At 60.7% G+C, this 18,777-nt stretch carries 30 protein-coding genes; 21 read left to right on the top strand and 9 right to left on the bottom strand.

Features of this window, described 5'->3' with window-relative positions:
* Positions 1 to 155: 155 nt before the first annotated feature.
* The 4 genes from ACZLHH_RS14740 to ACZLHH_RS14725 all read right to left on the bottom strand — a co-directional run bounded on the left by ACZLHH_RS14740 (position 156) and on the right by ACZLHH_RS14725 (position 2,395).
* Positions 156 to 434 (bottom strand): hypothetical protein, encoded by a 279-nt coding sequence (locus tag ACZLHH_RS14740; RefSeq protein WP_125892001.1) that lies wholly within the window; start codon positions 432 to 434, stop codon positions 156 to 158.
* A gap of 39 nt (positions 435 to 473) precedes the next feature.
* A complete protein-coding gene (locus ACZLHH_RS14735) occupies positions 474 to 707 on the bottom strand; it encodes a hypothetical protein (protein ID WP_032971135.1) in 234 nt (77 codons plus the stop codon).
* Positions 708 to 824: 117 nt separating this feature from the next.
* Positions 825 to 1,301: a chemotaxis protein CheW gene (locus ACZLHH_RS14730; RefSeq protein ID WP_046272126.1), complete on the bottom strand. Its 477-nt coding sequence runs from the start codon at positions 1,299 to 1,301 to the stop codon at positions 825 to 827.
* Between the two features lie 569 nt (positions 1,302 to 1,870).
* Entirely contained in the window at positions 1,871 to 2,395 is a 525-nt protein-coding gene (locus tag ACZLHH_RS14725; RefSeq protein ID WP_032971133.1) for an EAL domain-containing protein, read from the bottom strand.
* A gap of 119 nt (positions 2,396 to 2,514) precedes the next feature.
* Here ACZLHH_RS14725 and ACZLHH_RS14720 point away from each other — a divergent pair, with 119 nt between their 5' ends.
* Positions 2,515 to 3,450, top strand: a complete 936-nt coding sequence (locus tag ACZLHH_RS14720; protein WP_139338728.1) for a sensor histidine kinase — start codon at positions 2,515 to 2,517, stop codon at positions 3,448 to 3,450.
* A gap of 15 nt (positions 3,451 to 3,465) precedes the next feature.
* Positions 3,466 to 3,894, top strand: a complete 429-nt coding sequence (locus ACZLHH_RS14715) for a response regulator (protein WP_065427813.1) — start codon at positions 3,466 to 3,468, stop codon at positions 3,892 to 3,894.
* On the opposite strand, the gene ACZLHH_RS14710 is transcribed toward ACZLHH_RS14715, so the two are convergent.
* Positions 3,858 to 4,379 (bottom strand): response regulator, encoded by a 522-nt coding sequence (locus ACZLHH_RS14710; RefSeq protein WP_050559897.1) that lies wholly within the window; start codon positions 4,377 to 4,379, stop codon positions 3,858 to 3,860. The genes ACZLHH_RS14715 and ACZLHH_RS14710 overlap by 37 nt on opposite strands.
* 1,049 nt (positions 4,380 to 5,428) lie before the next feature.
* On the opposite strand from ACZLHH_RS14710, the gene ACZLHH_RS14705 reads away from it, so the two are divergent.
* From ACZLHH_RS14705 to ACZLHH_RS14695, 3 genes are all read left to right on the top strand, one after another.
* Positions 5,429 to 5,662, top strand: coding sequence for a hypothetical protein (locus ACZLHH_RS14705; RefSeq protein WP_106468504.1), 234 nt, complete (start codon positions 5,429 to 5,431; stop codon positions 5,660 to 5,662).
* Positions 5,663 to 5,710: 48 nt separating this feature from the next.
* On the top strand, positions 5,711 to 6,325 hold the full coding sequence (locus ACZLHH_RS14700) for a hypothetical protein (RefSeq protein ID WP_032971128.1): 615 nt from the start codon (positions 5,711 to 5,713) through the stop codon (positions 6,323 to 6,325).
* A 564-nt stretch (positions 6,326 to 6,889) separates the two neighbouring features.
* Positions 6,890 to 7,096: a hypothetical protein gene (locus ACZLHH_RS14695; RefSeq protein ID WP_153643642.1), complete on the top strand. Its 207-nt coding sequence runs from the start codon at positions 6,890 to 6,892 to the stop codon at positions 7,094 to 7,096.
* A gap of 478 nt (positions 7,097 to 7,574) precedes the next feature.
* On the opposite strand, the gene ACZLHH_RS14690 is transcribed toward ACZLHH_RS14695, so the two are convergent.
* Positions 7,575 to 9,020, bottom strand: a complete 1,446-nt coding sequence (locus ACZLHH_RS14690) for an EAL domain-containing protein (RefSeq protein ID WP_046272226.1) — start codon at positions 9,018 to 9,020, stop codon at positions 7,575 to 7,577.
* Between the two features lie 241 nt (positions 9,021 to 9,261).
* Between ACZLHH_RS14690 and ACZLHH_RS14685 the strand changes: the two genes are divergently transcribed.
* The 4 genes from ACZLHH_RS14685 (at position 9,262) to ACZLHH_RS14670 (ending at position 10,383) form a co-directional block, all read left to right on the top strand.
* Positions 9,262 to 9,429 carry a hypothetical protein gene (locus ACZLHH_RS14685; RefSeq protein WP_153643641.1) on the top strand — a complete coding sequence of 56 codons (168 nt, stop codon included), beginning with the start codon at positions 9,262 to 9,264 and terminating at the stop codon, positions 9,427 to 9,429.
* A gap of 222 nt (positions 9,430 to 9,651) precedes the next feature.
* Positions 9,652 to 10,020 carry a hypothetical protein gene (locus tag ACZLHH_RS14680; RefSeq protein ID WP_046272124.1) on the top strand — a complete coding sequence of 123 codons (369 nt, stop codon included), beginning with the start codon at positions 9,652 to 9,654 and terminating at the stop codon, positions 10,018 to 10,020.
* A complete protein-coding gene (locus tag ACZLHH_RS14675; protein WP_046272123.1) occupies positions 10,010 to 10,189 on the top strand; it encodes a hypothetical protein in 180 nt (59 codons plus the stop codon). The genes ACZLHH_RS14680 and ACZLHH_RS14675 overlap by 11 nt, the downstream gene beginning before the upstream one ends.
* A complete protein-coding gene (locus tag ACZLHH_RS14670; protein ID WP_046272122.1) occupies positions 10,186 to 10,383 on the top strand; it encodes a hypothetical protein in 198 nt (65 codons plus the stop codon). The genes ACZLHH_RS14675 and ACZLHH_RS14670 overlap by 4 nt, the downstream gene beginning before the upstream one ends.
* 162 nt (positions 10,384 to 10,545) lie before the next feature.
* Here ACZLHH_RS14670 and ACZLHH_RS14665 read toward each other — a convergent pair whose 3' ends face one another.
* On the bottom strand, positions 10,546 to 11,043 hold the full coding sequence (locus ACZLHH_RS14665; protein ID WP_141098879.1) for a hypothetical protein: 498 nt from the start codon (positions 11,041 to 11,043) through the stop codon (positions 10,546 to 10,548).
* 264 nt (positions 11,044 to 11,307) lie between these two features.
* Between ACZLHH_RS14665 and ACZLHH_RS14660 the strand changes: the two genes are divergently transcribed.
* On the top strand, positions 11,308 to 11,805 hold the full coding sequence (locus ACZLHH_RS14660; RefSeq protein ID WP_046272120.1) for a hypothetical protein: 498 nt from the start codon (positions 11,308 to 11,310) through the stop codon (positions 11,803 to 11,805).
* A 46-nt stretch (positions 11,806 to 11,851) separates the two neighbouring features.
* Here the strand turns inward: ACZLHH_RS14660 and ACZLHH_RS14655 are convergent, their stop codons facing one another.
* The gene (locus tag ACZLHH_RS14655; protein ID WP_046272119.1) at positions 11,852 to 12,211 is read right to left on the bottom strand and encodes a helix-turn-helix domain-containing protein; all 360 of its coding nucleotides are present in this window, start codon (positions 12,209 to 12,211) and stop codon (positions 11,852 to 11,854) included.
* A 107-nt stretch (positions 12,212 to 12,318) separates the two neighbouring features.
* Between ACZLHH_RS14655 and ACZLHH_RS14650 the strand changes: the two genes are divergently transcribed.
* From ACZLHH_RS14650 to ACZLHH_RS14625, 6 genes are all read left to right on the top strand, one after another.
* Positions 12,319 to 13,179 (top strand): hypothetical protein, encoded by an 861-nt coding sequence (locus ACZLHH_RS14650; protein ID WP_046272118.1) that lies wholly within the window; start codon positions 12,319 to 12,321, stop codon positions 13,177 to 13,179.
* Entirely contained in the window at positions 13,176 to 13,538 is a 363-nt protein-coding gene (locus ACZLHH_RS14645; protein ID WP_046272117.1) for a hypothetical protein, read from the top strand. The genes ACZLHH_RS14650 and ACZLHH_RS14645 overlap by 4 nt, the downstream gene beginning before the upstream one ends.
* A gap of 59 nt (positions 13,539 to 13,597) precedes the next feature.
* Positions 13,598 to 14,080: a hypothetical protein gene (locus ACZLHH_RS14640; RefSeq protein ID WP_049400428.1), complete on the top strand. Its 483-nt coding sequence runs from the start codon at positions 13,598 to 13,600 to the stop codon at positions 14,078 to 14,080.
* Positions 14,081 to 14,372: 292 nt separating this feature from the next.
* Positions 14,373 to 14,729, top strand: coding sequence for a hypothetical protein (locus ACZLHH_RS14635; RefSeq protein ID WP_049400427.1), 357 nt, complete (start codon positions 14,373 to 14,375; stop codon positions 14,727 to 14,729).
* Between the two features lie 233 nt (positions 14,730 to 14,962).
* Entirely contained in the window at positions 14,963 to 15,172 is a 210-nt protein-coding gene (locus ACZLHH_RS14630) for a hypothetical protein (RefSeq protein ID WP_049421744.1), read from the top strand.
* 3 nt (positions 15,173 to 15,175) lie between these two features.
* Positions 15,176 to 15,688, top strand: coding sequence for a hypothetical protein (locus tag ACZLHH_RS14625; RefSeq protein WP_133120055.1), 513 nt, complete (start codon positions 15,176 to 15,178; stop codon positions 15,686 to 15,688).
* On the opposite strand, the gene ACZLHH_RS14620 is transcribed toward ACZLHH_RS14625, so the two are convergent.
* Positions 15,624 to 16,220, bottom strand: coding sequence for a hypothetical protein (locus ACZLHH_RS14620; RefSeq protein WP_049400426.1), 597 nt, complete (start codon positions 16,218 to 16,220; stop codon positions 15,624 to 15,626). The genes ACZLHH_RS14625 and ACZLHH_RS14620 overlap by 65 nt on opposite strands.
* A 468-nt stretch (positions 16,221 to 16,688) precedes the next feature.
* Between ACZLHH_RS14620 and ACZLHH_RS14615 the strand changes: the two genes are divergently transcribed.
* From ACZLHH_RS14615 to ACZLHH_RS14595, 5 genes are all read left to right on the top strand, one after another.
* Positions 16,689 to 16,964 carry a hypothetical protein gene (locus tag ACZLHH_RS14615; RefSeq protein WP_141098915.1) on the top strand — a complete coding sequence of 92 codons (276 nt, stop codon included), beginning with the start codon at positions 16,689 to 16,691 and terminating at the stop codon, positions 16,962 to 16,964.
* Complete coding sequence (locus ACZLHH_RS14610) at positions 16,961 to 17,458, top strand: hypothetical protein (RefSeq protein WP_049400425.1); 498 nt, start codon at positions 16,961 to 16,963, stop codon at positions 17,456 to 17,458. Before ACZLHH_RS14615 ends, ACZLHH_RS14610 begins: the two co-directional genes overlap by 4 nt.
* A 38-nt stretch (positions 17,459 to 17,496) precedes the next feature.
* The gene (locus tag ACZLHH_RS14605) at positions 17,497 to 17,718 is read left to right on the top strand and encodes a hypothetical protein (RefSeq protein ID WP_024956690.1); all 222 of its coding nucleotides are present in this window, start codon (positions 17,497 to 17,499) and stop codon (positions 17,716 to 17,718) included.
* An 88-nt stretch (positions 17,719 to 17,806) separates the two neighbouring features.
* Positions 17,807 to 18,091, top strand: coding sequence for a hypothetical protein (locus ACZLHH_RS14600; protein ID WP_049400424.1), 285 nt, complete (start codon positions 17,807 to 17,809; stop codon positions 18,089 to 18,091).
* Positions 18,084 to 18,572 (top strand): hypothetical protein, encoded by a 489-nt coding sequence (locus ACZLHH_RS14595; RefSeq protein WP_049400423.1) that lies wholly within the window; start codon positions 18,084 to 18,086, stop codon positions 18,570 to 18,572. The genes ACZLHH_RS14600 and ACZLHH_RS14595 overlap by 8 nt, the downstream gene beginning before the upstream one ends.
* Positions 18,573 to 18,777: the final 205 nt, after the last annotated feature.

Raw genomic sequence — 18,777 nt, 5'->3', positions numbered from 1 at the left:
GTTGCCGCTGAAGTCACCGTGGGTGAGGCCGCCTGGATGGCGGCCTCAGACCCGCAAGCGCGCCGAAAGCTCGGCGCCTTGCGCCGTGAGGCGGCGAGGCGGCAATGGCATTGGCCGAGGTTACGGCCGCCCGATGGCCGCTCCGCTTTGGCAGTTCAGCGGCTCGGAGACGGGGGAATGCCAGCCAATGGTTCCCTCAGGATGCCCAGCCATGGCTCGACGATCTCCTCGAACGCGAAGACATGGTCCCGGTGCTGGTCCATCCCTTGGAGGTAGTGCCGAATGCTGCGCTCAAACTCGTCTGCGACGTTGGCGTTGCCGGCGTTCGTGCGAAGCAGGAGCACTGTGGCCGCTTCCAGCGCCGCAACACGTATATGCATGCGATTCATTGCTTCTTGAAGACGCAAAAATGCGTCCCTGACCTCGTCGTTCACCAAGCCCTCCGCGAGCAGGCACATCAACACAGAAGAGGATCAGTGGCTGCTGCTTGAGCCCGGGATCGTCAGGCGAGCACGGTTGGCGGCGATCAAAAGGGCATTGCCAGTTCGCTCCGCTTGCGTCGGAGTCATCGTCGAGCCGCACATGGTCGAGTCACCGGCCGCGTTGCGAACTTGGTAAAGCCCGAGTGCAACCACTGCTGTTTCGGCGTCAATGCCGACTTCAAACCTGTCCAGTGGGAACCACGTTGCTCCGTCGAATTTCTCCATCGAGCGCCTCATGCACGGAATCGCGGTGTCAGCCAGAGATTACCGCAAAGCGTGGAACTTGGAACGCGCGCGAATCGGTTGCAACTGAAAGCGGCAGCACCGTGCAGCATTGGGCAATCAACCTGAATCGATCTCCAGCCGTTGCTGAATGGATAGGGCACGACCAGGGTCAATGACGGCGACGCGTTTGCCGTTTCCCAGCTGCACGCCCTGCGGGCAGAGCTCAGCGAATCGGTCGCTGTGAGCGGCAGGCTCGGCACGCCAGGCAGACAGGCTCTCGATGACCAAGACTTCGTCCACTGCAAGGGCGAACAGCTGAACCGCGGATTGAACCAACAGCATTGCTGGACAACCCGTCCCGACTGCATCGCCTCCGGTGATCAAGCCCAGATCAACCACAGGGACGTCTTGCCCTCTGATCGAGACTACAAACTGGCGGTCCCGGGTTCGGGTCAGCGTCTCTGGTCCGCGTATTTCCACGGCCGACTCGACATCCACACCGAACAAATCGCAGCCCACACGCACAATCACCAGCTCCAGCAATGGCTCTGATGAGGCCTGCAGAAATGGATCATAAGGCAGGGGAACGGTCATGGTTTCTGTGGGCAAAGACCAAAGGGCGATCGCATCATGCCCTTAATGTGTCCACCGTGGCAATTCATGCCCTAAGAAATCCGAGGCGTTCAGATTGGCAGGCCAAGGGCCTCACTCTGACAAGACCTGCCCGTCGTCCGAAGACGATGGGTTAGCGGTGGCTGTAGCGTTCGTGCCGGCCATTCGCTTCATGAACTCTTCCAACCTCATCCGGCTCACCGCTTGGTGGTTCTGGCAGTGTGGGCACACCATCACACCGGCGCCTTCCAAGTCCGTCAGGCCCTCGCCCGGTGCTAGCAGCGAGGTGAGACCACAGCTGCTACAAGTGGCCTCAACAGCATGCAGACGCGCCAGAGCGCCGTCGGAGGTCAGTTCTCCATTGACAAAGCGAAGCAAAATAAAAGCCGGTATTAGCCACGGGTAGGGTCCTGAAATAGGCCAGAGGCAGTCAGCGGCCTCAGCGATCTCGCAGACTTCCTGAAAGCGATACGCACGCTGCAGGATCCTTCCGCGTGCTTCCATCCGGGACGGTTCGTCGGCTGGAAGACCGAGTATCAAACTCCCTCGGGTCAGGGCGCAAGGAGCTCGGCCAACTCAATGGCGCTGATGGGTCTGGAAAGCGCGAAACCTTGAATTTCGTCACACCCAAGGCCTTGGAGCTTGGCGACCTGACCGTTCGTCTCGGCTCCTTCAGCGACGGTCGAGTAGCCCAGATCATGGGCCAGACCGACGATCGCTTGGACCTTGAGCAATGCGCGTTGGTCTTCGGAAATATCGTCTATCAGCGACTTGTCGAGCTTGAGCGTGTGAATGGGCAACTCGGTCAGGTACCCGAAATTGCTGTAGCCGCTGCCGAAGTCATCCACCCCGAGCCGAATGCCTGACGAGGCCATCCGCTTGAGTTGCTCGCCCGGCAGCGAGTTGACCCGCAGCCATTCTCCCTCGGTGATCTCGACCTCCACGTCCTGGCAATCCAACCCCTGCGCGTGGATTTTGGCCACGAGTTCATCGGCCATTCCTTGCCGCGCGACATTCCGAGCGGAGAGGTTGATGGAAAGGCTCAACGCAAGGCCAGCACGCTTCCATTGCGCCAATTGTGCCAATCCTAGGCGCAAGCGAGCGGCCCCTGGGGGCATTTGTGGCCGCGGCCACCCAGTCGCGTTACTCAATCTCCCCCGATTGGCAGCAGGAGCAGATTTATCGCCAAGGGGACATGGCCGAGCTCAAGGCCACTGGGGGCAACTGGCGTCAACAGCTGATCCACCCCGAGGACAGGCCCGCGGTGGAATTGGCCATTGCTCATGCCGCGGAGTTGGCGTCGCCGTTGGAGGTAGAACACCGCGCCTTGTTGCCAGACGGCTCCGTCCGCTGGATACAGTTGCGGGCAGTCCCGTTGATGGACAGCGAAGGCAACGTGAGCGAGTGGTTCGGTGCAGCCTCCGGCATCACCGATCGCCGCGTGGCTCAAGAGCGTTTGCAGCAGTTGACCGCAACGCTTGAAGAGCGGGTGCAGGCCGGCACTGACGAACTGATGGCGATGGAGGAACGGCTGAGACAGGGCCAGAAGATGGAGTCCCCCGGCCAACTGGCCAGCGGCATTGCCCACGACTTCAACAACATGCTCACCGGGGTCTCCATGGGCTTGGAGCTGTTGGAGATGCGCGTTGGCCAAGGCCGTTTGGAGGACCTGGGTCGCTACGTGGAGATGGCTCGAACGGGGGCCGACCGAGCTGCAGCGTTAACCCAACGACTGTTGGCGTTCTTTCGCCGGCAGACGTTGGCACCGTCGGCCATCCACGTGTCGGCCATGGTGAACAGGACGCTCCACATCCTGGCCCGCTCCATCGGGCCCTCCATTGAGATCGAGACGCGGTCGGATCAAGTGGAGGACGTCGTGCGGGTGGATGCTCCGCAGCTGGAAAACGCCCTTCTCAACCTTTGCATCAACGAGCGCGATGCGACGCCGGATGGAGGGCGCATCTCGATTGAGGCCGAGCTCTCACACGTCGATGGCGGACTGGCGGAGCGTTTGGTGCTGACGCCTGGACCCTATGTTCGCTTGTCGGTCCGAGACACGGGAACCGGCATGGACGCGAGCGTTGTTGAAAAGGTGTTCGAGCCCTTCTTCACGACCAAGCCGATCGGGTAGGGCACGGGGTGGGGCTTGCCGATCTACGTATTCACGCGCCAATCCGGCGGTCAGGTGGCGGTTGACTCCATCCCTGGGGTGGGAACCACGATGCACCTTTATTTGCCGCAAAGCACGGCTGATACCGATGACCGAATCCAGGAAACGCCCGCGCTTCCCCCAGCCACGTCGCCTGGTCGCTCGGTCCTTCTGGTAGAAGACGAGACCGCCATGCGCACGCTGGTGAAAGAGGTGCTGAGCAGTTTGGGCCACCGCGTGAAGGCGGCTGCAAACGGCAGCGACGCCCTCACTGTGCATGCCAGCGAAAAGCACTTTGATTTGCTGATTACGGACGTGGGCCTGACGGGCTCGCTCAATGGGCGGCAGGTGGCGGACGCGGGCCGGCAGCGCCGTCCGACACGCCGGTGTTATTCATCACCGGCTATGCAGCAAGCGTCGCGGTAGGAGCCGGCCAGCTTGAGTCTGGCATGGAGATACTCACCAAGCCGTTCGCCGCGGGGGAGTTGGAAAGAAGAGTGACCGAGTTGTTGCTGGAAGCCGTCAAAGCGTCGAACGAACCGTTCCCAGCAACTCCAGCAGCGTGAAAGCTCCTTGAGCAGCATAACGTCGTTTTCGAGGAAGTGTGGGTCTGCGCCGGGAACGCCCCCGTGACCGGTGACCAGCAGGACCGTCACGGAAGGGTGGCGTGCCATGGCGTGCTTGGCGAGATCGTGCCCGTTCATCCCCGGCAGGCCCACGTCGGAGATGAGGAGATCGAAGGCGGGTTGCTGCGCCAAGCGCTCCACAGCCGCTTCAGCGTCTCCGACCGCAGTGATGTCATAGCCGCTGTCTTTGAGAACGTCCTGCATCGATTCGCGGATGGCGACGTCGTGCTCTACAAGAAGGATGCGAGGGTACGAGAGGCAGTCATAGCAAACCTGGTTGATCAAAAATTCGAGGAATCATGCAGGACTGGGAGTAAAGCGCTGGTGCATCCCTGTGATGACGGCAATCACGGGAAGGCGAGGGCGCCGTCGCGCCTTGACGCGGTTTTGCCGCGAGGGCTGGATACTCAATCCCCACCCCTCCCGCCTGGACACTCCCACTATGGCCCGATCCGCCCCCGATTTGCCGGCAGCGTCGCCCCACGCCCTTCGCGTCGAAATCATGCCGCTGGAGTGCGGTGATACCGCGGTGATCGTCGAATTTGAATCCGAACCGCCCGCGTCGTGGCGAGCTCTTCTGACGAAGAAGTTGGCAGACGTGGAGGGGCTTGAGCTGGTATCCGCCCAGTTTGAGGGGCGGGTTCTCTACGTGCTGGGTGCGGAGGGGGGTAGGGGAGGAAGCGTCCACAGGGTGAGTCAATTGTTGCGGTCTCTTCCCGGACGTCCTGGGGGCTCAAACCTGCTGGATGAGCCTGTGAGCCGGGGCGTCCCGGGGCCGGAGCAGGCTCTAGCGACGCACGCCTGAGCGCGTTGTTCAAAAGACGAGTTAAACGCCCGGCCGGAAGATAGGCCGAGCTCGGTTCGATCGCGCTAGCATCGCAGATTGATCACGCAAGGCAGCTATGTACGTTGAGGTATACCACCGGGTGGGATTTTGGGCCGGGATCACCGGGGCGGAAGGTTGGCGCTGGCGGCTGGTGGCGCCACGCGGGCATGTTTTGATGGCTCCCCGGGAGACGTTCGCCAGTCGGCAGGCGTGCTTGGCGGCCTTGGCTCTGCTGCAGATCGGGCCCATTTCAGCGGTGGAGTCGGCCGGAGATGCCCCGAACGCGGTGGGCGCGGCCCCCTCACTATGTCCCGCCCTTTCAACGCCATGACGGCCACCCCAGGTTGGGCAGGTCACGGTCACATCGCCGGCATCCAATGAGGACTGGGTCTGATCCATCGGGGGGCATTTCGCTTGAGTGTGACTCCCCGCGTCGCAGGAAGGCGATCAGTTGAGGCCAGCGGCGTTCGCGTGCACACTGCTTTTGAACAGTCAGGGTTCGAGGGCCATGGGTACTTCCAAGCCGGGCAAAGATTTAGAACGGGTCACCTTGTCGGTGGGAGAGCACGTTTACACCTCCGAGATCTGGCGGCTCAGTGAAAGCCGTTGGGTTCTTCTCGCTGTCGAGGTCCACGGCGTGGGAGGGCGCTCGGATTTGAGCATCAAAGCGTCGTCGTGCCTCCATGCGTTGGACGCGGGAGAGCGGATTGCGTCTGAGATTCTCAACAACCCCTATGGCTGAATTGGCGTTGGAAGGTTCAATCGACGGAATGGATCCCAAGGACGGCAGATGAGCATTTTGAACGTGTTGCTGAGTGCCGATCACTTGGCTGTGACCGTCGATACCCTTGCGCAAGATGCTCAAACCGGGGCGCACTCAGAGGGCGCCAAGTTGCTTCTGCTGCCTCAGCACAACGCCGTCTTGGCCACGCGTGGGTCGGCCCAGTTCTTCCTAAGAATCTACGAGCTCTGTCTCCAAGCCAGTTTTCGAGCAGACTTCACGATAGAGCGGCTGTCCGGCGAGCTTGGCGGCGTGATTGATCGCCTCTGGCCAAACTACGTGAGCGCGGCGGCAGCCGCTGGCATACCCATCAGCGCTATGCACACCGAGTTGGTTTTGGGCGGCTGGTCGGCGCACGCCCAGCGCATGGTTGCCACCGCTTATGCAAAGTCCGAAGATGGCCGTCCCGCCGTGGTCCAAGCGCTGGTGGGAGGCTTGGCGTCGCCAGGAGAGCCCTTGCGGAATCAGCCAGCAGGCATGGGACGGGCGGAGTTGATGGCAGCAGGACGCTTGCAAGCCGCTTACCTCAACGGCGACAGCGAGCGGCCATTAGCGGGCGGTCGTCTGTTGGCAGCAATTCTCTCAAAGGGCCAAGCAACCGTTCTCGATCTGGGAGGTCTCTAGGGGGCAGGGCAAAGCGTCGATTTGCTCGGCCACGGACCTCAGTCCATGACGCAAGCCAAGCAGAAAGTCCGCATTGGAGCGTTGGCTGGGGAGGCACATGGATGTCGACGATCATGGGCATCAGGTGGGCCCATGCAAGGCGCACCGCGGTGGGATTGGCAGAACTGGCCACCAAAGCCCTGACCGCATACTCCAAGGCATTGGTTTCGCCCTCAGCGTTGGGCAGGCGCCTCTCGCACTCGCTCAGGCGGAGCTCCAACTTGACCAACGCCTCCGTCTCAGCCTTGTGCATACCCCTCCTCCATTGGCTGGCCACCGAATCGCGGTCTGGCAGCAGGGTGGCCCCAAGCTCAAGCGTTGGAAACCGGTGAGCGTTCCGCTTGACTGCACCGTCAATCGGCCCTTTCGGGCCAGCACACAGCGGTCCACTCTTCAATCAAGACTCGCCATGCGCGGGTGGTTAGGTTGGGGGCAAAGCTTTTCCAACCTCGCGCGTGCCACCGCCTAGCGGTTGTCACAGAGCGGGCAAGTGAGCACGGCGGCGCCGTCCAAGTCCAGCAGGCCATGCCCTGGAACCAATCGCAGTTGGCGGCCGCATTCCAGACAAGCGCAACTGATCCGCGTGACCTGCAAGAGCGAGCCGTCGGCCCGCCGCACACCCTCAACCTGATCGATGAAGAAACGTCCAATGTTGGGCATGAAGATGAACAAAAAGCTGAACAGAGCGGAATGCATATGATGCACCGCGACAACCCCACCGGAACCAGATGAGACAATTGGATTCTGAAGAATTCATCTACGGGGTCGTCCGCGCAGTCCGCACGCCAGATACCGCTGTCCGATCCCTCTATTGCCGTCGCAGGAGCATGATAAAGAGGCGGGCTGCACGGCGACAGCCTTAGGCACAGGGAAGTAACCGAGCGGCGCTGTTGGAAAGCGCTGAGCCAGTTCGTTAACCAGCAAAAGGCCAGACCGGCGGCCAGTCGGTTGCGGACCACTGCTGAGGGTGTGTGTCGCGCGTTGCCCTAAAGAGGCCGCCTGCTAGGGGGGCCGATCACGACGATGCCCTGAACTGCCGGGGCGTCACCTAGGGGAGGGGGAGTCACCCCGTTGGGTTCGGCGGCGCCAACTGGGGTCAGCGCCATAGCGGAGATTTTCACGATTGTCGCGTCCATCGGACGCACGGACATCTTGCTAGGGCGAACGTCAAGCGCCAGTGAACGCGCTCGGGTCGACCCGTGCGCGAGGGCTACCCAACTTGGATGGCGGCAAGCGCGTCTTTGGTTGAGAGAGGGCAGCCATAGTGCCACCCTTGGCCAATAGCCTCTGGAGCAATCCGGTAGAGCAGCAAATCTTGCGCCTCTGATTCGACGCCTTCTGCGATGACATCCAGCCCAAGCTCACGTGCGATGCGATACATCCCTGGCAAAACGGGCCGCAGGGGGGAGTCCTCGTTGATAGCGGCCACGAACATGCGATCGATCTTGATTCCTCGAAACGGCGATTGGGCGAGGCGGGAGAAGTTGGCGCTGCCGGTCCCGAAGTCGTCGATCAAGAACCGGTATCCCAGAACTGAGAGGGCCTGCATGTTGCTCTTTGCGGCAGCGGACACGAGTTCTTCCCGCTCGGTGATCTCGATGCGAATTTGCTCTGGCAACACGCCAAAATCGTTGGTGACGCTGCCGATGTAGCGAACGACGCACTCTTGGGCCATGTCCACGGGCTCGGCATTGATGCTTACGTAGAGGTTCCTATGCTCCCTCAGCGCGGGGGCGAGATCATTCATGGCACGGGCCAGCACGTATCGAAAAAGATCAGGACTCAGGCCGAATCGGTGGGCGATGGGCACGAAGATGGCCGGCGGGATTTCATCGTCTCCCGGCGGGCGCCAGCGGCTGAGCGCTTCAAATCCCACGAGCTCCCGCGTGCCAATTCGACGCAGTGGCTGGTAGGCCAGTTCGATCTCGCTGCGCTTCAGTGCAAGCACCAACCGTTGCTGGATGGTTTGCCGAGCCGTGATTTGGTGTTTGATCAGCAAGAACGCGAGCAAAAGCCCTACCGAGGCACCCGCTGACAGGATGGTGGTGAGCAACGCCGAGGGCAGTTCGGACACCACGTGCCTAGGGCTGGTAACGAACGCGCAAACGTCGGCCACCCGGCTGCAATGTTGAGCTTGGACGAGAGACGGGGTGCCGACGCGGCTGGTCGGGGACAAGGTGCGGAATGTAAACGATCGGTCCTTCGTTTCGATGCTGATGGAGCTGCTGCGCGCAGGGTCCAAGCTCTCGAAGGCAGACGGGGAGGACACGGTGAATGTGTCGCCTTGGGCGATCAGATTGGACCCGGTGTAGGGGGAGCCAACGAGATCCGATGCGTGCCAAAGCCGGACAGCGCCGCTGGAGAAGCGTGGGGCGGGGAGGGTGTAGGGGCGCGAGCGCCCCCAGAGAGCGCTGCAGACAAGGCGTCCGTCTCGGATGCGACCGATGTCGTTCATGTAGCTGGAGCGGAACGCGATCTCTTTCAGTGAGTCAATGTCGGTGGCGGAGCAAGGCGGCTGTCCAATGCGAGAGGCTTGTTCGGCCGCGACGCGCCTTGCAAGGGATAAAGCCTCCGAGCGCGTCACCGCGGCTTCCGCCACTGCCTCCGCCCCTTCCTTGTCACGCACGTAGAGGATGGCTTGGGCGACCGCGAGCATCGCCAAGACGCACGCCGCCGTGGCTCCTATTACGGTCAAGACGTAGCGAAGCCGATTTTCTCGAACGCTCAAAGCAACCCCCGATCTGAAACGCGCCATCGCTTCGCTTGGCTTCTCGCCTCATTTACCTTGTTACAGGTTTATCGGCAAGCTTTCCATGAACTTCAGCCCCAGCTCCACTGGCTTGCAAGCCTTGATCGAACAACCATGCATCTGCGTCTGAACTGTACAGCAGCAGGCCGTGAGCCCGGCGATCGCCAGCATGGCCACCCAGGACCTGCTGGTGGCAGCGCAGCTCCAGGCTCGATACCTCAACGCCAGCATGGGGCGGACCGTCGCCGGCGGACGGTTGCTATTGGGCTTTTTGAAGCCTGGCCAGGCGGTGGTCAAAGACTTGGGCCCGATTTAGCCCTGCCAATTTGGTCACTCGGACCGTTCAACGCAATGCCCCAGTCGAGCGCCGGCTGACGGGCAAGTGCAGCCGCGCCTGCAGCGTGATTGGGCTTTTCTCCCAATTTTTAGCTTTAGTCAAAATAACCCCCTTGTGGGTTTCGCGTGCCGGTGTATCCCAAACGTATGGCGTTCGCGATGCGTGCGTCTGACACCGACCAACGAAACGAAAGGGGGGAAGATGTTCATTGGATTCAGACTGACGACGCGGCTTGTCGTCAACGCCGTGGTTGTCCTGGTGCTGGCGCGATTGCTGTTTATGGGCATGGACGGCTTGGACCGGTTTTCCGACACGTGGAACCGCACCTTTGGGGCGAGCATGCCCAACGCCAGCGGGTTGCGCGGCGCCGTCAACGGCGCACGCCAGGTTGTCCCGTCTGGGTTGGACGAGTATGCGCGCCAGGCCGAACGGGACGCGGCCCAAAGCACCTCGCTGATGGACGTGTTTGCCAGCGTGTTCGGACGCGTGAAAAACGAGGAGGTCATGTTGCCCTCCACCATCAATTCCGCTGGAGGGGAGGGCTCGATCTATGACCGCTATGACCATTGATTTTGAGTGGCTGTCCATCCTCTCCGGGTGGTCCTTGCTCAACGACAGCGCGGCGCTGCTGCGCACCCCCGGCCAACGCTGGGCGGGCTTGGAGGGATTGCTCATCGGCTACGGCCTCATCGCTGGACAGTGGTTCGTCCTGGCCACCATGGCAGGGGCGCTGGCATGACCACCGTGGGCGCGGTGTTGGCCGCCGTCCTGGCTGCAGCGTTCCTGGCCACCGTGTTGGGCCTGGCTGGCATCTTCTGGGTCAATGCACGGCACGCCAGCGGGGCGCTTCGTGTGCGTTACCGCTTGCGTGCCCAAATCCTGGCTGGGCTAGTGCTGGCGTGGGTGCTCACCCTGGCGAGGCTGTCCACGTGAGCCGGCCACCTTACGTGCAGATGGCCGTTCGCGTGCCACAGGAGCTGAAAGACCTGTTGGAGCAGGTGGCTGACCGGGAGGGAATGCACGTCAGCGAACTCGTTCGCGTGCTGCTGTCACAATCGTTGACGGACAACAGGTGGAGAGCGCAGGCCATACGCCTTAAAGAGCCGAAACCCCCTCATTCCGGATTTCCTTGAGCTTCGACGTGACGGTCTGGGCAATAGCCTTCAGTTCGATCACAAGAGCAGTTCCGTTTGCCTGTGCCAAGTGATCGGCTAGGTATCGTCGTTCCTCACCCACGAAGACCATGTATTCCTGAAAAGGTGGCCAGCACATGACCACGGCGTCTGTGGTGGCACTGCCTTCGCTGAAAAGCGCACGCATTTCTTCGTTCGAAACGATGGAGTTGGCCTGATCAAAGCTCAGTCCCATGTCCACCAGCTGTTTTGCCAAACGCATGAGGCAGAGGTCTGTGAATCCAAAGCGCTTCCAAGAGGCGCGAACCGCACTCTGGTCTGGGGCAGGCGAATCCTTCGAAACCAATGGGGGCATCAGTCCACTTTTACCCAGCAGTCCTCGCTTTAGGTAGCTCCGAAGTCCCTCATATCCAATGCCTATGATTGCCGCTGCGCGCGACGTGGTGACTGTTGTCTGCATGGCCTCATCTCGGAAAATGGTCTTAACGGGACCGATTTTGAGGTTTGTAAAAATCGGTGTCAATAGGACCGATTATTGCGCTGTTGGCCGTTGACACCCAAGGACGTCGCAGAATTCGCCGCTTCAGCGCCGCCATGAGAGCTAGCTGCGGCGTGGAGACGTGGCTTCCGCTTTAAGCAGCGGCCCTAACGCGATGGGATGCTCAAGCTACCCGTGCCTCCGGCCGATTGGTATAACGATCCACCACCCAAGGAAAGGACGGTCATGAGCGAAGAAGCAAGCACAACACCGCTTGAGGAAATGAGCTGGGAGGAAAAGCTTGAGGAACTTTTTCGAAACGGGGTGCAGTTGTCGCGGCTTGGGCTGAACCTTAGGTCGGACGACGTTCAGCGCTATGGGCACGTGTGGGTGGAGGCAACCGAGATTGCACTTCTTTCCGATAACTTCATTCGCGCCATGGTGACTGCACTGGAGGGCAGACGAGATGCTCCAGAGCTCGCTAGGGCGCTTTATGCAGAGGTAGACGCTGTTATCGCGTTGCAGCGCCATGCTCTCAGAGCTGTTGGCTCCTCTCCGCCTAGCGAGACTAACCGCAGGAAAGAATGGATTCGCCGGTGGATTGGGCCAGGGAAGCGAGCGGGCGACGCCACGCACTCAATTTCTGGAAGCTTCCGTGAGGCTTTGGGTGACCTGTTGCCAGATTGGGCAAAGGGCACTCTGAAGGTCGGCGAGGAACTCTGGGAAATCTACGGTAAGAAGTAAAGGGCAGTCGTCCAACAGCCCTGATCGACCCCTGGCGGGGACAGGACTACGACTTGGTTTCCCGTTCCGAAAGCTCTAAAGATTCCGCGTAGGTTCTCACCCGCGCCAGCAATTCACGCTGGCGTTCGGGTGGGAGCCGGGAGACCACCAAGATCACTTCCGCCAGCACGTCGGACGCGGCGTGGAAATAGGCCACTGGCAGTCCCAGTTCTTCGGCCAAGCGTTCCATGGTTGCTTCGTCGGGCATGCGCTCCCCTCTCTCATAGCGAGAAATGCGCGGTGCCGCAGAGTTCTGGTCTTCCAATCCCAAAACCGCCCCGAGATCCGCCTGGCTCAGCCCTCGGGCCAGGCGAGCCTCACGGAGGCGGCGGCCGTAGGTAGTGGACACAGGAAGCGGGGCTGGCATCGGTCGAAGCTGAACGCATGGATCGGCCCGCCAGTGTGATGCTTCCAAGCATCGCTTGCATTTGCCAAAAGGGCAAATAGGAACGTGCATCCGACAGGGGTAGGAGCATGAAGAAGATGCTGTGCGTAGCGGGGGCTGTTGCAATCTTTTGGTGCACCGCTGAGCAGGCCCGGGCCGAATCGGATCTGCTTCGCCAGATCGGCCGAGCCATCCAAGGCACGCCCAAGGTGGTCAGTGATAGGGCAAGGAGCCCTTACGTCGAGCCGACCGGGACCTACTGGGACCTGGATCAGGACGTCTTGGAAGGGGCTCAGCACCTGCGGGCCGGGGTGACGGCTGTGGGTGGTGGCGGCGTGGACACTTGCGACATGCAGCTGCTCGCCATGGCCCATTCGTCCTATCGCATCGACGCCGACAAGCGCCAATGGTGCCTGAGGCAATGGTGGCTGATGGACACGAAGGCCCAGGGCGCCAACGGCATCTCAGGCGATGATCCGGCTGCCATCGAGCGCCGTTATGGCCCGGCTTTCGACGCGCGCCTGCAGCGCTTCAAGGCCATCCGACGGTTTGCCGTTCGTCCCACGTTCCAAGCCCTGGGCGATGTCGCCTATCGGGCCGACCGTGGCGTGCTGGAAGGATTCATCCCGATGTCTCAGGTGTCCGCGGCGGGACAAAGCGTCACCGGCAAGGGCTTTGTGCCGTGGGTTCACCGCACCTCCACGGGGGTGTCCAGCCCACCCAACGCCGGCCGCTTCCACCTGCTCATCCGAGTGGGCGCCCAAGAGGCCGCCAACTTGGCGCGACAAGGTCGCAGCTACCGAGACGATCTGGTGGTGTTCTCCGTCAACCGGGTCTGGGTGGAGGGCACGGTGCCGAAGATGGACGTGACGATAGAGAGGGTTCGGCTCGGATACCGCGACGAAACCATCGACGTTGATTTAACCCATACGCAAGGAGCACCGGCATGAAAGCAACCCACGTTTCCCTCGCCCTGATCACCGCAGGCTTGGCCGCCTGCAGCAGCAAGGCGGATTTGCCCACCATCGAACAAGTCGCCCACGCTTACGAGGCGCATGCCAACGCCAACCTTTCCAGCGAAATGGGCCAACGAATCGAGGTTTGGGGTTGGAAAGACCTCACCGCGGATTGCACCTCCAGTGGTCCCCAGCGGGCCACGTGCGTGACCGGTGGAACGCTGGACGTGGTCGGGTTCCAGGGCGGGCAGCAGTTGAAGCCCGATCCCGTTCCCGTGCCGTCGGCTTACGACTTCATCTTTGAGAAGCAACCCACAGGCTGGGTGCCGGTCGGAGCCCAGAAGAAGGGCTGACCTTGCCAAGGCGCGGAATCGCGCTATGCATTGAGGGAACACCACTTCAAGGAGGTCCCATGTCTTACAACGCTCACCACACCCCCGGCGGTCACATGCAGTGGGGCTTGCTGGCACCGGGCACCGTCATCCTCGGTGGTGCAGGCCTGCTGTTTCTTGCCGGAGCCCAAGAGATCGGCGAGAACATGGGCTACGGCTGGGAGGCCGGCCTGGCGGCCGCTGGTGGGGCAGCCGTGCTGCTCTTGCTGCTCCTGCTCTACGTGTTGAACTGGCGCGCGGCCCGCGTGCGCGCGGCAAGGGCCTGCGGGCTCCCGGTTTCGCCGCGCAAAGGTGGCTTTGGAAAGGGCGCCCTGGTGGGCTTGCTCTTCGTCGTTGCCCTGCAGCTGGTCAGCGTTGCCGTGGGCCTGCTCTACCCGGGCCTGGAAGAGGGCGAGCGAAACTTCTTCACCTCCGTGCCCCCGATGGCTCTGACGGCGCTCATGCCCGTGGCGCTGATCGTGGGTGGCATCGCAGGCAAGCTCTGGCGCTCCACCAGCCTGTAAGATCAGTCCATGTCCTTTGGGGCCCCCGCGAGGGGGCCTTTTTTTTTCAAAGAACAAAGCCCAGAGCCACCGCCGGTCGCTTCGCGCCGGCTTCTGTAAAAGCGGTGGTGGGAAAAGAGCAGATGACGCCTTCGGCGCGAGAAGTGATGTTAGGAATAACTGCGGCCTTAGCTCCGCAGTTTTTGCTTTTAGTCAAGATTTTGTCCACCGAAACCGTGGACAAATTTTTATGGTGATCTACCTTGGATACATGGGAAGGCAATCGTGCCAACCGACAAACAAGGATCTCGCCATGAACCACGCGATGCTCATCACAAACGACACCATCACCATCAAGGAAGCTCACGAAGCTGCGCATGCCGCTGCCAGCACTTTGTTTGACCAGTTGTCTGGGTATACCTTTTCGACCGGCGCGGCGGGCTATCTCTATCCCGCGTTCCAGCCTTCCGTTGAAGACGCGCTGCTGGCTTTCCTGCTGAACCGCAATTCGGCAGAGCTGGGATGCGAAGACGACGAGCTGTTGGCTGACCAAACCGTCTCCGTCAACGTGGAGCGCCAAGAGGACGGGCAGCTCCTTTATGAGGTGGTGTTCGACATGGAAGGGTCGGATTACGGCACCAATTGCAAGGTCAAGGACCTGGCGACCTAGCTGCCCTTGTTTAGTGCGCACACAGCTACCCAACCCGGAGACAAACGATGCCCCAAATGTTTCGAAAGATCTGGCATTGCCTAACAAGCAAATGCCGAAACTGTGGCCTCACGGCCTCAGATCCTGAATTGCGCGCGATTTCCCCACTTGACTCGACTGACCACGCAGGCAACCTGAAATCGTGGACCCCACACAGAAGCCAGACCGACAGCTGGCATATCAGGGGAACTGAAATGAAAAATTTTGCCACTGCTAACGCGAATGAGCGTATCCATCGAGACATTTGCCAAGATTTTTCTTTGAAGATGTGGAAGCAAGACGTTCCAGACATGACTGAAAAGTCGGTGGTTGATGAGTTGCTGGATGCGGCTTTGAAGTCTGCCAAGAGGCTGGGCATCAAGCCCAAAATTGACCAGAACGGGCCCATCCATCACGGGGACTGATGGATGGGTCGTATCAAGCAGGGACGAAGGACAAAGCTTTCCTCTGAAACAGAGGATCTTCTGCGCTGGGCAATTAAAGAACAGTATGCTGATAAGCTGATGTCTGATTTGCTTGATGCCGGATACACTGCGGATGACGCACTCAAAATTGCTGCCGACCTTTCGATTGACAAAAGAATCGAAAAACATATCGAAACGCGAATCGAAGACCTGTGTATTAAGGATTTTGCGAGCGCAGTTAGGGAGGTGATCGCTGAGGCGCAGGATGAGAACAATGGTCACTTCTCCGCATTGCGAAAAAGGCTCTCTTTTCGTGGGGCCTTCTGGGGGCAGGCTTTGAGCTCTTTCTTAATCGCATGCCTTGGATTTGTTCTCATATTTTTTTGCGCAATTATGTGGAAGGCAAACAAAGACACGAAGTTTGGGCGATGGGTAGAAAGAGTTGCCCTTATCAGCGAAGTTGATAATCATTCGTCCAAGCCACCCACAACCACAAGTGATTCTCCAGCCCCTTAAGGGTCTTGGTGGTCGTCCAGGTCTTCCGCCCCAATCGGGCCAGGTCATTGCGCATTTTCGCGAACGCCAAGTTGATGGCGAACAAGGGGTCGTATTCGGGCACGGTCGGAGACCGGAGCTTGGCGTGGGTGATCCCTGGCAGCGTTTGCGCTACCCACTTTCCATAATTGGCATCCCCATCGCTGGCCAGCGTCGCGCCAGCCTTCATTCCAATGGCCGCTTCGGAGAGCACTCGGGGAATCACCTGGGGGCGGTCATTGATGACCCAGCGATTGCCTTCAATGCCTTGCCGCATGCTGGAAGGCTTACGAGCCACCCCGAACGCCAGCACCTCTCCCGTCTTGACGCGAACCACCACCGACACGGAAACCTGCTTCCAGCGGGCATGAATGAAGGTCTCCAGCTCATCGAACATGGCGTAACGAGTGCTTAGAGTGGTCAGGTGCTTTGTGTGATGGGCTTTGGCCTGGGCGGCCAAATGGGCCACCTTGCGTTCCACCGTGCTTTGGCTGCACCCCAGCACCTCAGCCATCCGACGCATGGTTACGCCTGACACGGCCAGCTCCAGGACCTTTCGATTCAACTCCGGCCGGTGCTGGCCCCGCGTGGGCTTGGCCTGCGAAGAAGAAAACCACGCCCCACATCCTCGGCACTCGTAACGAGGCACGGGTTGGCGGTTGTGCCGCGGCCTGTAGTAACCACGCTTCCGGTAAAACCCCGCCGGCGGCACCTGGTGGTAGGCGCACTCGGCATTTGGGCAGCAGGGTCGTGGGCTTCTCATGATCCCAGAACGTAGCGCGGATCTAGGTAAAAGTTAACAAACGTTGGAATGCTATCCCAATCCAGCCCTTTAGATTGGGCATCCAGGACGGCCCCGGTGAGCATCCAACGAGGGCAGCTAGCCTGGCGACGCTGGACGAATGGTTCGATGAAGAATGGATCGGCGTGGAGTGCGCGGAGTAAGGCGTGCTGACAAAAACTGATCGCGTAAGAACAATTCATGTCCTTTGAGGCCCCGCGAGGGGCCTTTTTTGTGCAAAAAACCAACCGCCGGTCGCTTCGCGCAGGTTTCTGGAAAGCGGCGATGGAAGAAGCGCGGATGACGCCTTCGGCGCGAGAAGTGATGTTAGGAATAACTGCGGCCTTAGTTCCGCAGTTTTTGCTTTTAGTCAAAGTTTTGTCCACTCAAGCAGTGGACAAAATCATGGGGCGATCTACCTTGAGTTTGTGGATAGGCAATCGCGCCTTCCGGGAACCATCAAGGAAATCGACATGAAAATTCATCACCTCGTCAGCGACGGCAACCAAGCGGTCGCCATCACGCAATCGGCTTCGAGTGGCGGTGGCTACGCGCACCCGGTGAAGCTCTCCGCCATTCGCTTCAACGTGAAAGACGCCGAAGCGGTGCTCCAAGAACTCAACAAGTCTGGCCATCGTCATGAGAAGACGTTCGAAGTGATCGAGCGTTGGGACGCCGATGCTCGCAACCAAGGACCAAAGTCGAAGTTCGGTCGAACCCTTGCCGCCCTTGTGGATGAAGCGGGGGATCACCTGGAGGGGCAGGTGATCTACGAAGCCAAAGGCATGGAAGAGGGCACCGTGCGTGCGATCAACGCCGCAGCGAAGCAAGCCAGGCTTTCGCAGGTCCTTCCTGCTGCAGGCGGCCCGAGCATGGTCATCGGTGGGCAGGTCTGGAACCCACGGCAAGAGGCGCACAGCGAAGCTCCGGCGGCTGTCCTGGAAGCTCCTCGTCAGCGCGTGCGTCTGTAACCGCCGATCACCCACCAGCAAAAATCAGGAGATTCGACATGAACGTTCAAATTGCGGAAGCCATGAACAAAGCCAAAGACGACGCGGACCGCTACGGAATCCTTGCAGGGTTCGCCTCCTGCAACCGGGCCCTGCTTGAGAAGGGGGCCGCGCAAGAACTGGTGGACGCCCTGTATTTCGCCGGCGCTGCGATCAACCGTTGGCGTGCCATCGCGGTGGTCCGAGAGGCGGCCGCCAAGCCGTTGGACGCGGCGTCCTAAGCCGGAGCGCGACGTGCTTCAACCTGTCCCTTCCCCAAAACTTGTCACCCTTCCGTCCTCCCGGGGCTACTCCCGTGATTTGGAGCGCTTGCAGGCGGCCGCCGCGCGCGCGCAGGTCACCCGAAACGAAGCCGTGCGCCAAGTGCTCGCCATGTATGCCGCCCACCCTTACGCACTGAGCAAGCGTCGGCTGGGTGGGGAGAGGGACGTGCGCCTGGCCTACCTTCCGCTGCAGCGCAGCGTCTTGGAGGCGGTGGAGCAGGGCGCGGTGAACGCGGGGATTTCCACCGCAGAAGCGGTGCGCCAGATCATCCGAGACTACGTCCAAGGAGATCTCCTCGGGAACCAGGTTCGGGGCAGCCGCCATGGCTGACCACCGCCCACCACTGCCAGGAACTCCGAGCGCCGAGCTGATTCACGCGTGCGTCGAAGGAAGCCTTTTCGGCGTTCTACAGGCGCTGCGGCAGGGCGCCAACCCCAACGCGTGGCGCCTCAACGAAGGTCCTGCGCTCCATTCCGCACTTCCCTGGCCCCGCATCGTCGAAGCCCTCCTGCAAGCTGGTGCGCACCCTCAAGAGAGGAACCACTGGTGCGAGCGCCCGCTCGAAAAGCTGGCGGCGGACTACCAGTTGAGCGACGACGCCGACGAGCGCAATCGTCTTGAGCAGACGGCTTTGCTGCTGCTGCGGCTGGGTGGCAACCCTCACCGGGGCAGCCCATTTTGGAACACGCCATCGCTGAAGACGGCGATGCCGCACGTGGTGGCCACGGTGGAAGCCGAACAACGCGCGGTCCACCTGGAGCAGGCATGGGCAGCCCGGGGAAGTGTCAGTGCAAAGCGGGCAAGGCTGTAGAGCCAACGGCGCAACGCCGCCACCGGCCGCTGCGCGCCGGACTCTGTAGAAGCGTCGGTGGAAAAGAGCAGGTGACGCCTTCGGCGAGAGAAGTGATGTTAGGAATAACTGCGGCCTTAGCTCCGCAGTTTTCACTTTTAGTCAAGATTTTGTCCACTGCAACCGTGGACAAATTTCCAGGGCGATCTACCTTGGGATCAGGAAG

It is taken from the genome of Stenotrophomonas sp. 28608_Sma (genome assembly GCF_056486185.1).
This window is presented reverse-complemented; position numbering and strand designations above follow the sequence as displayed.

Bases quoted from the DNA above. Each gene is read 5' to 3' on its own strand.
- ACZLHH_RS14695 (WP_153643642.1), top strand. From the start codon at position 6,890: ATGCCCTGGAACCAATCGCAGTTGGCGGCCGCATTCCAGACAAGCGCA.
- ACZLHH_RS14720 (WP_139338728.1), top strand. From the start codon at position 2,515: ATGGCCGAGCTCAAGGCCACTGGGGGCAACTGGCGTCAACAGCTGATC.
- ACZLHH_RS14625 (WP_133120055.1), top strand. From the start codon at position 15,176: ATGGGTCGTATCAAGCAGGGACGAAGGACAAAGCTTTCCTCTGAAACA.
- ACZLHH_RS14690 (WP_046272226.1), bottom strand. From the start codon at position 9,020: ATGCTCGCGGTCGCCCAAGCCATCCTCTACGTGCGTGACAAGGAAGGG.
- ACZLHH_RS14630 (WP_049421744.1), top strand. From the start codon at position 14,963: ATGAAAAATTTTGCCACTGCTAACGCGAATGAGCGTATCCATCGAGAC.
- ACZLHH_RS14610 (WP_049400425.1), top strand. From the start codon at position 16,961: ATGAAAATTCATCACCTCGTCAGCGACGGCAACCAAGCGGTCGCCATC.
- ACZLHH_RS14635 (WP_049400427.1), top strand. From the start codon at position 14,373: ATGAACCACGCGATGCTCATCACAAACGACACCATCACCATCAAGGAA.
- ACZLHH_RS14640 (WP_049400428.1), top strand. From the start codon at position 13,598: ATGTCTTACAACGCTCACCACACCCCCGGCGGTCACATGCAGTGGGGC.
- ACZLHH_RS14680 (WP_046272124.1), top strand. From the start codon at position 9,652: ATGTTCATTGGATTCAGACTGACGACGCGGCTTGTCGTCAACGCCGTG.
- ACZLHH_RS14665 (WP_141098879.1), bottom strand. From the start codon at position 11,043: ATGCAGACAACAGTCACCACGTCGCGCGCAGCGGCAATCATAGGCATT.
- ACZLHH_RS14595 (WP_049400423.1), top strand. From the start codon at position 18,084: ATGGCTGACCACCGCCCACCACTGCCAGGAACTCCGAGCGCCGAGCTG.
- ACZLHH_RS14645 (WP_046272117.1), top strand. From the start codon at position 13,176: ATGAAAGCAACCCACGTTTCCCTCGCCCTGATCACCGCAGGCTTGGCC.
- ACZLHH_RS14615 (WP_141098915.1), top strand. From the start codon at position 16,689: ATGTCCTTTGAGGCCCCGCGAGGGGCCTTTTTTGTGCAAAAAACCAAC.
- ACZLHH_RS14675 (WP_046272123.1), top strand. From the start codon at position 10,010: ATGACCATTGATTTTGAGTGGCTGTCCATCCTCTCCGGGTGGTCCTTG.
- ACZLHH_RS14660 (WP_046272120.1), top strand. From the start codon at position 11,308: ATGAGCGAAGAAGCAAGCACAACACCGCTTGAGGAAATGAGCTGGGAG.
- ACZLHH_RS14620 (WP_049400426.1), bottom strand. From the start codon at position 16,220: ATGGCTGAGGTGCTGGGGTGCAGCCAAAGCACGGTGGAACGCAAGGTG.
- ACZLHH_RS14650 (WP_046272118.1), top strand. From the start codon at position 12,319: ATGAAGAAGATGCTGTGCGTAGCGGGGGCTGTTGCAATCTTTTGGTGC.
- ACZLHH_RS14735 (WP_032971135.1), bottom strand. From the start codon at position 707: ATGGAGAAATTCGACGGAGCAACGTGGTTCCCACTGGACAGGTTTGAA.
- ACZLHH_RS14670 (WP_046272122.1), top strand. From the start codon at position 10,186: ATGACCACCGTGGGCGCGGTGTTGGCCGCCGTCCTGGCTGCAGCGTTC.
- ACZLHH_RS14705 (WP_106468504.1), top strand. From the start codon at position 5,429: ATGGGTACTTCCAAGCCGGGCAAAGATTTAGAACGGGTCACCTTGTCG.
- ACZLHH_RS14655 (WP_046272119.1), bottom strand. From the start codon at position 12,211: ATGCCAGCCCCGCTTCCTGTGTCCACTACCTACGGCCGCCGCCTCCGT.
- ACZLHH_RS14730 (WP_046272126.1), bottom strand. From the start codon at position 1,301: ATGACCGTTCCCCTGCCTTATGATCCATTTCTGCAGGCCTCATCAGAG.
- ACZLHH_RS14700 (WP_032971128.1), top strand. From the start codon at position 5,711: ATGAGCATTTTGAACGTGTTGCTGAGTGCCGATCACTTGGCTGTGACC.
- ACZLHH_RS14605 (WP_024956690.1), top strand. From the start codon at position 17,497: ATGAACGTTCAAATTGCGGAAGCCATGAACAAAGCCAAAGACGACGCG.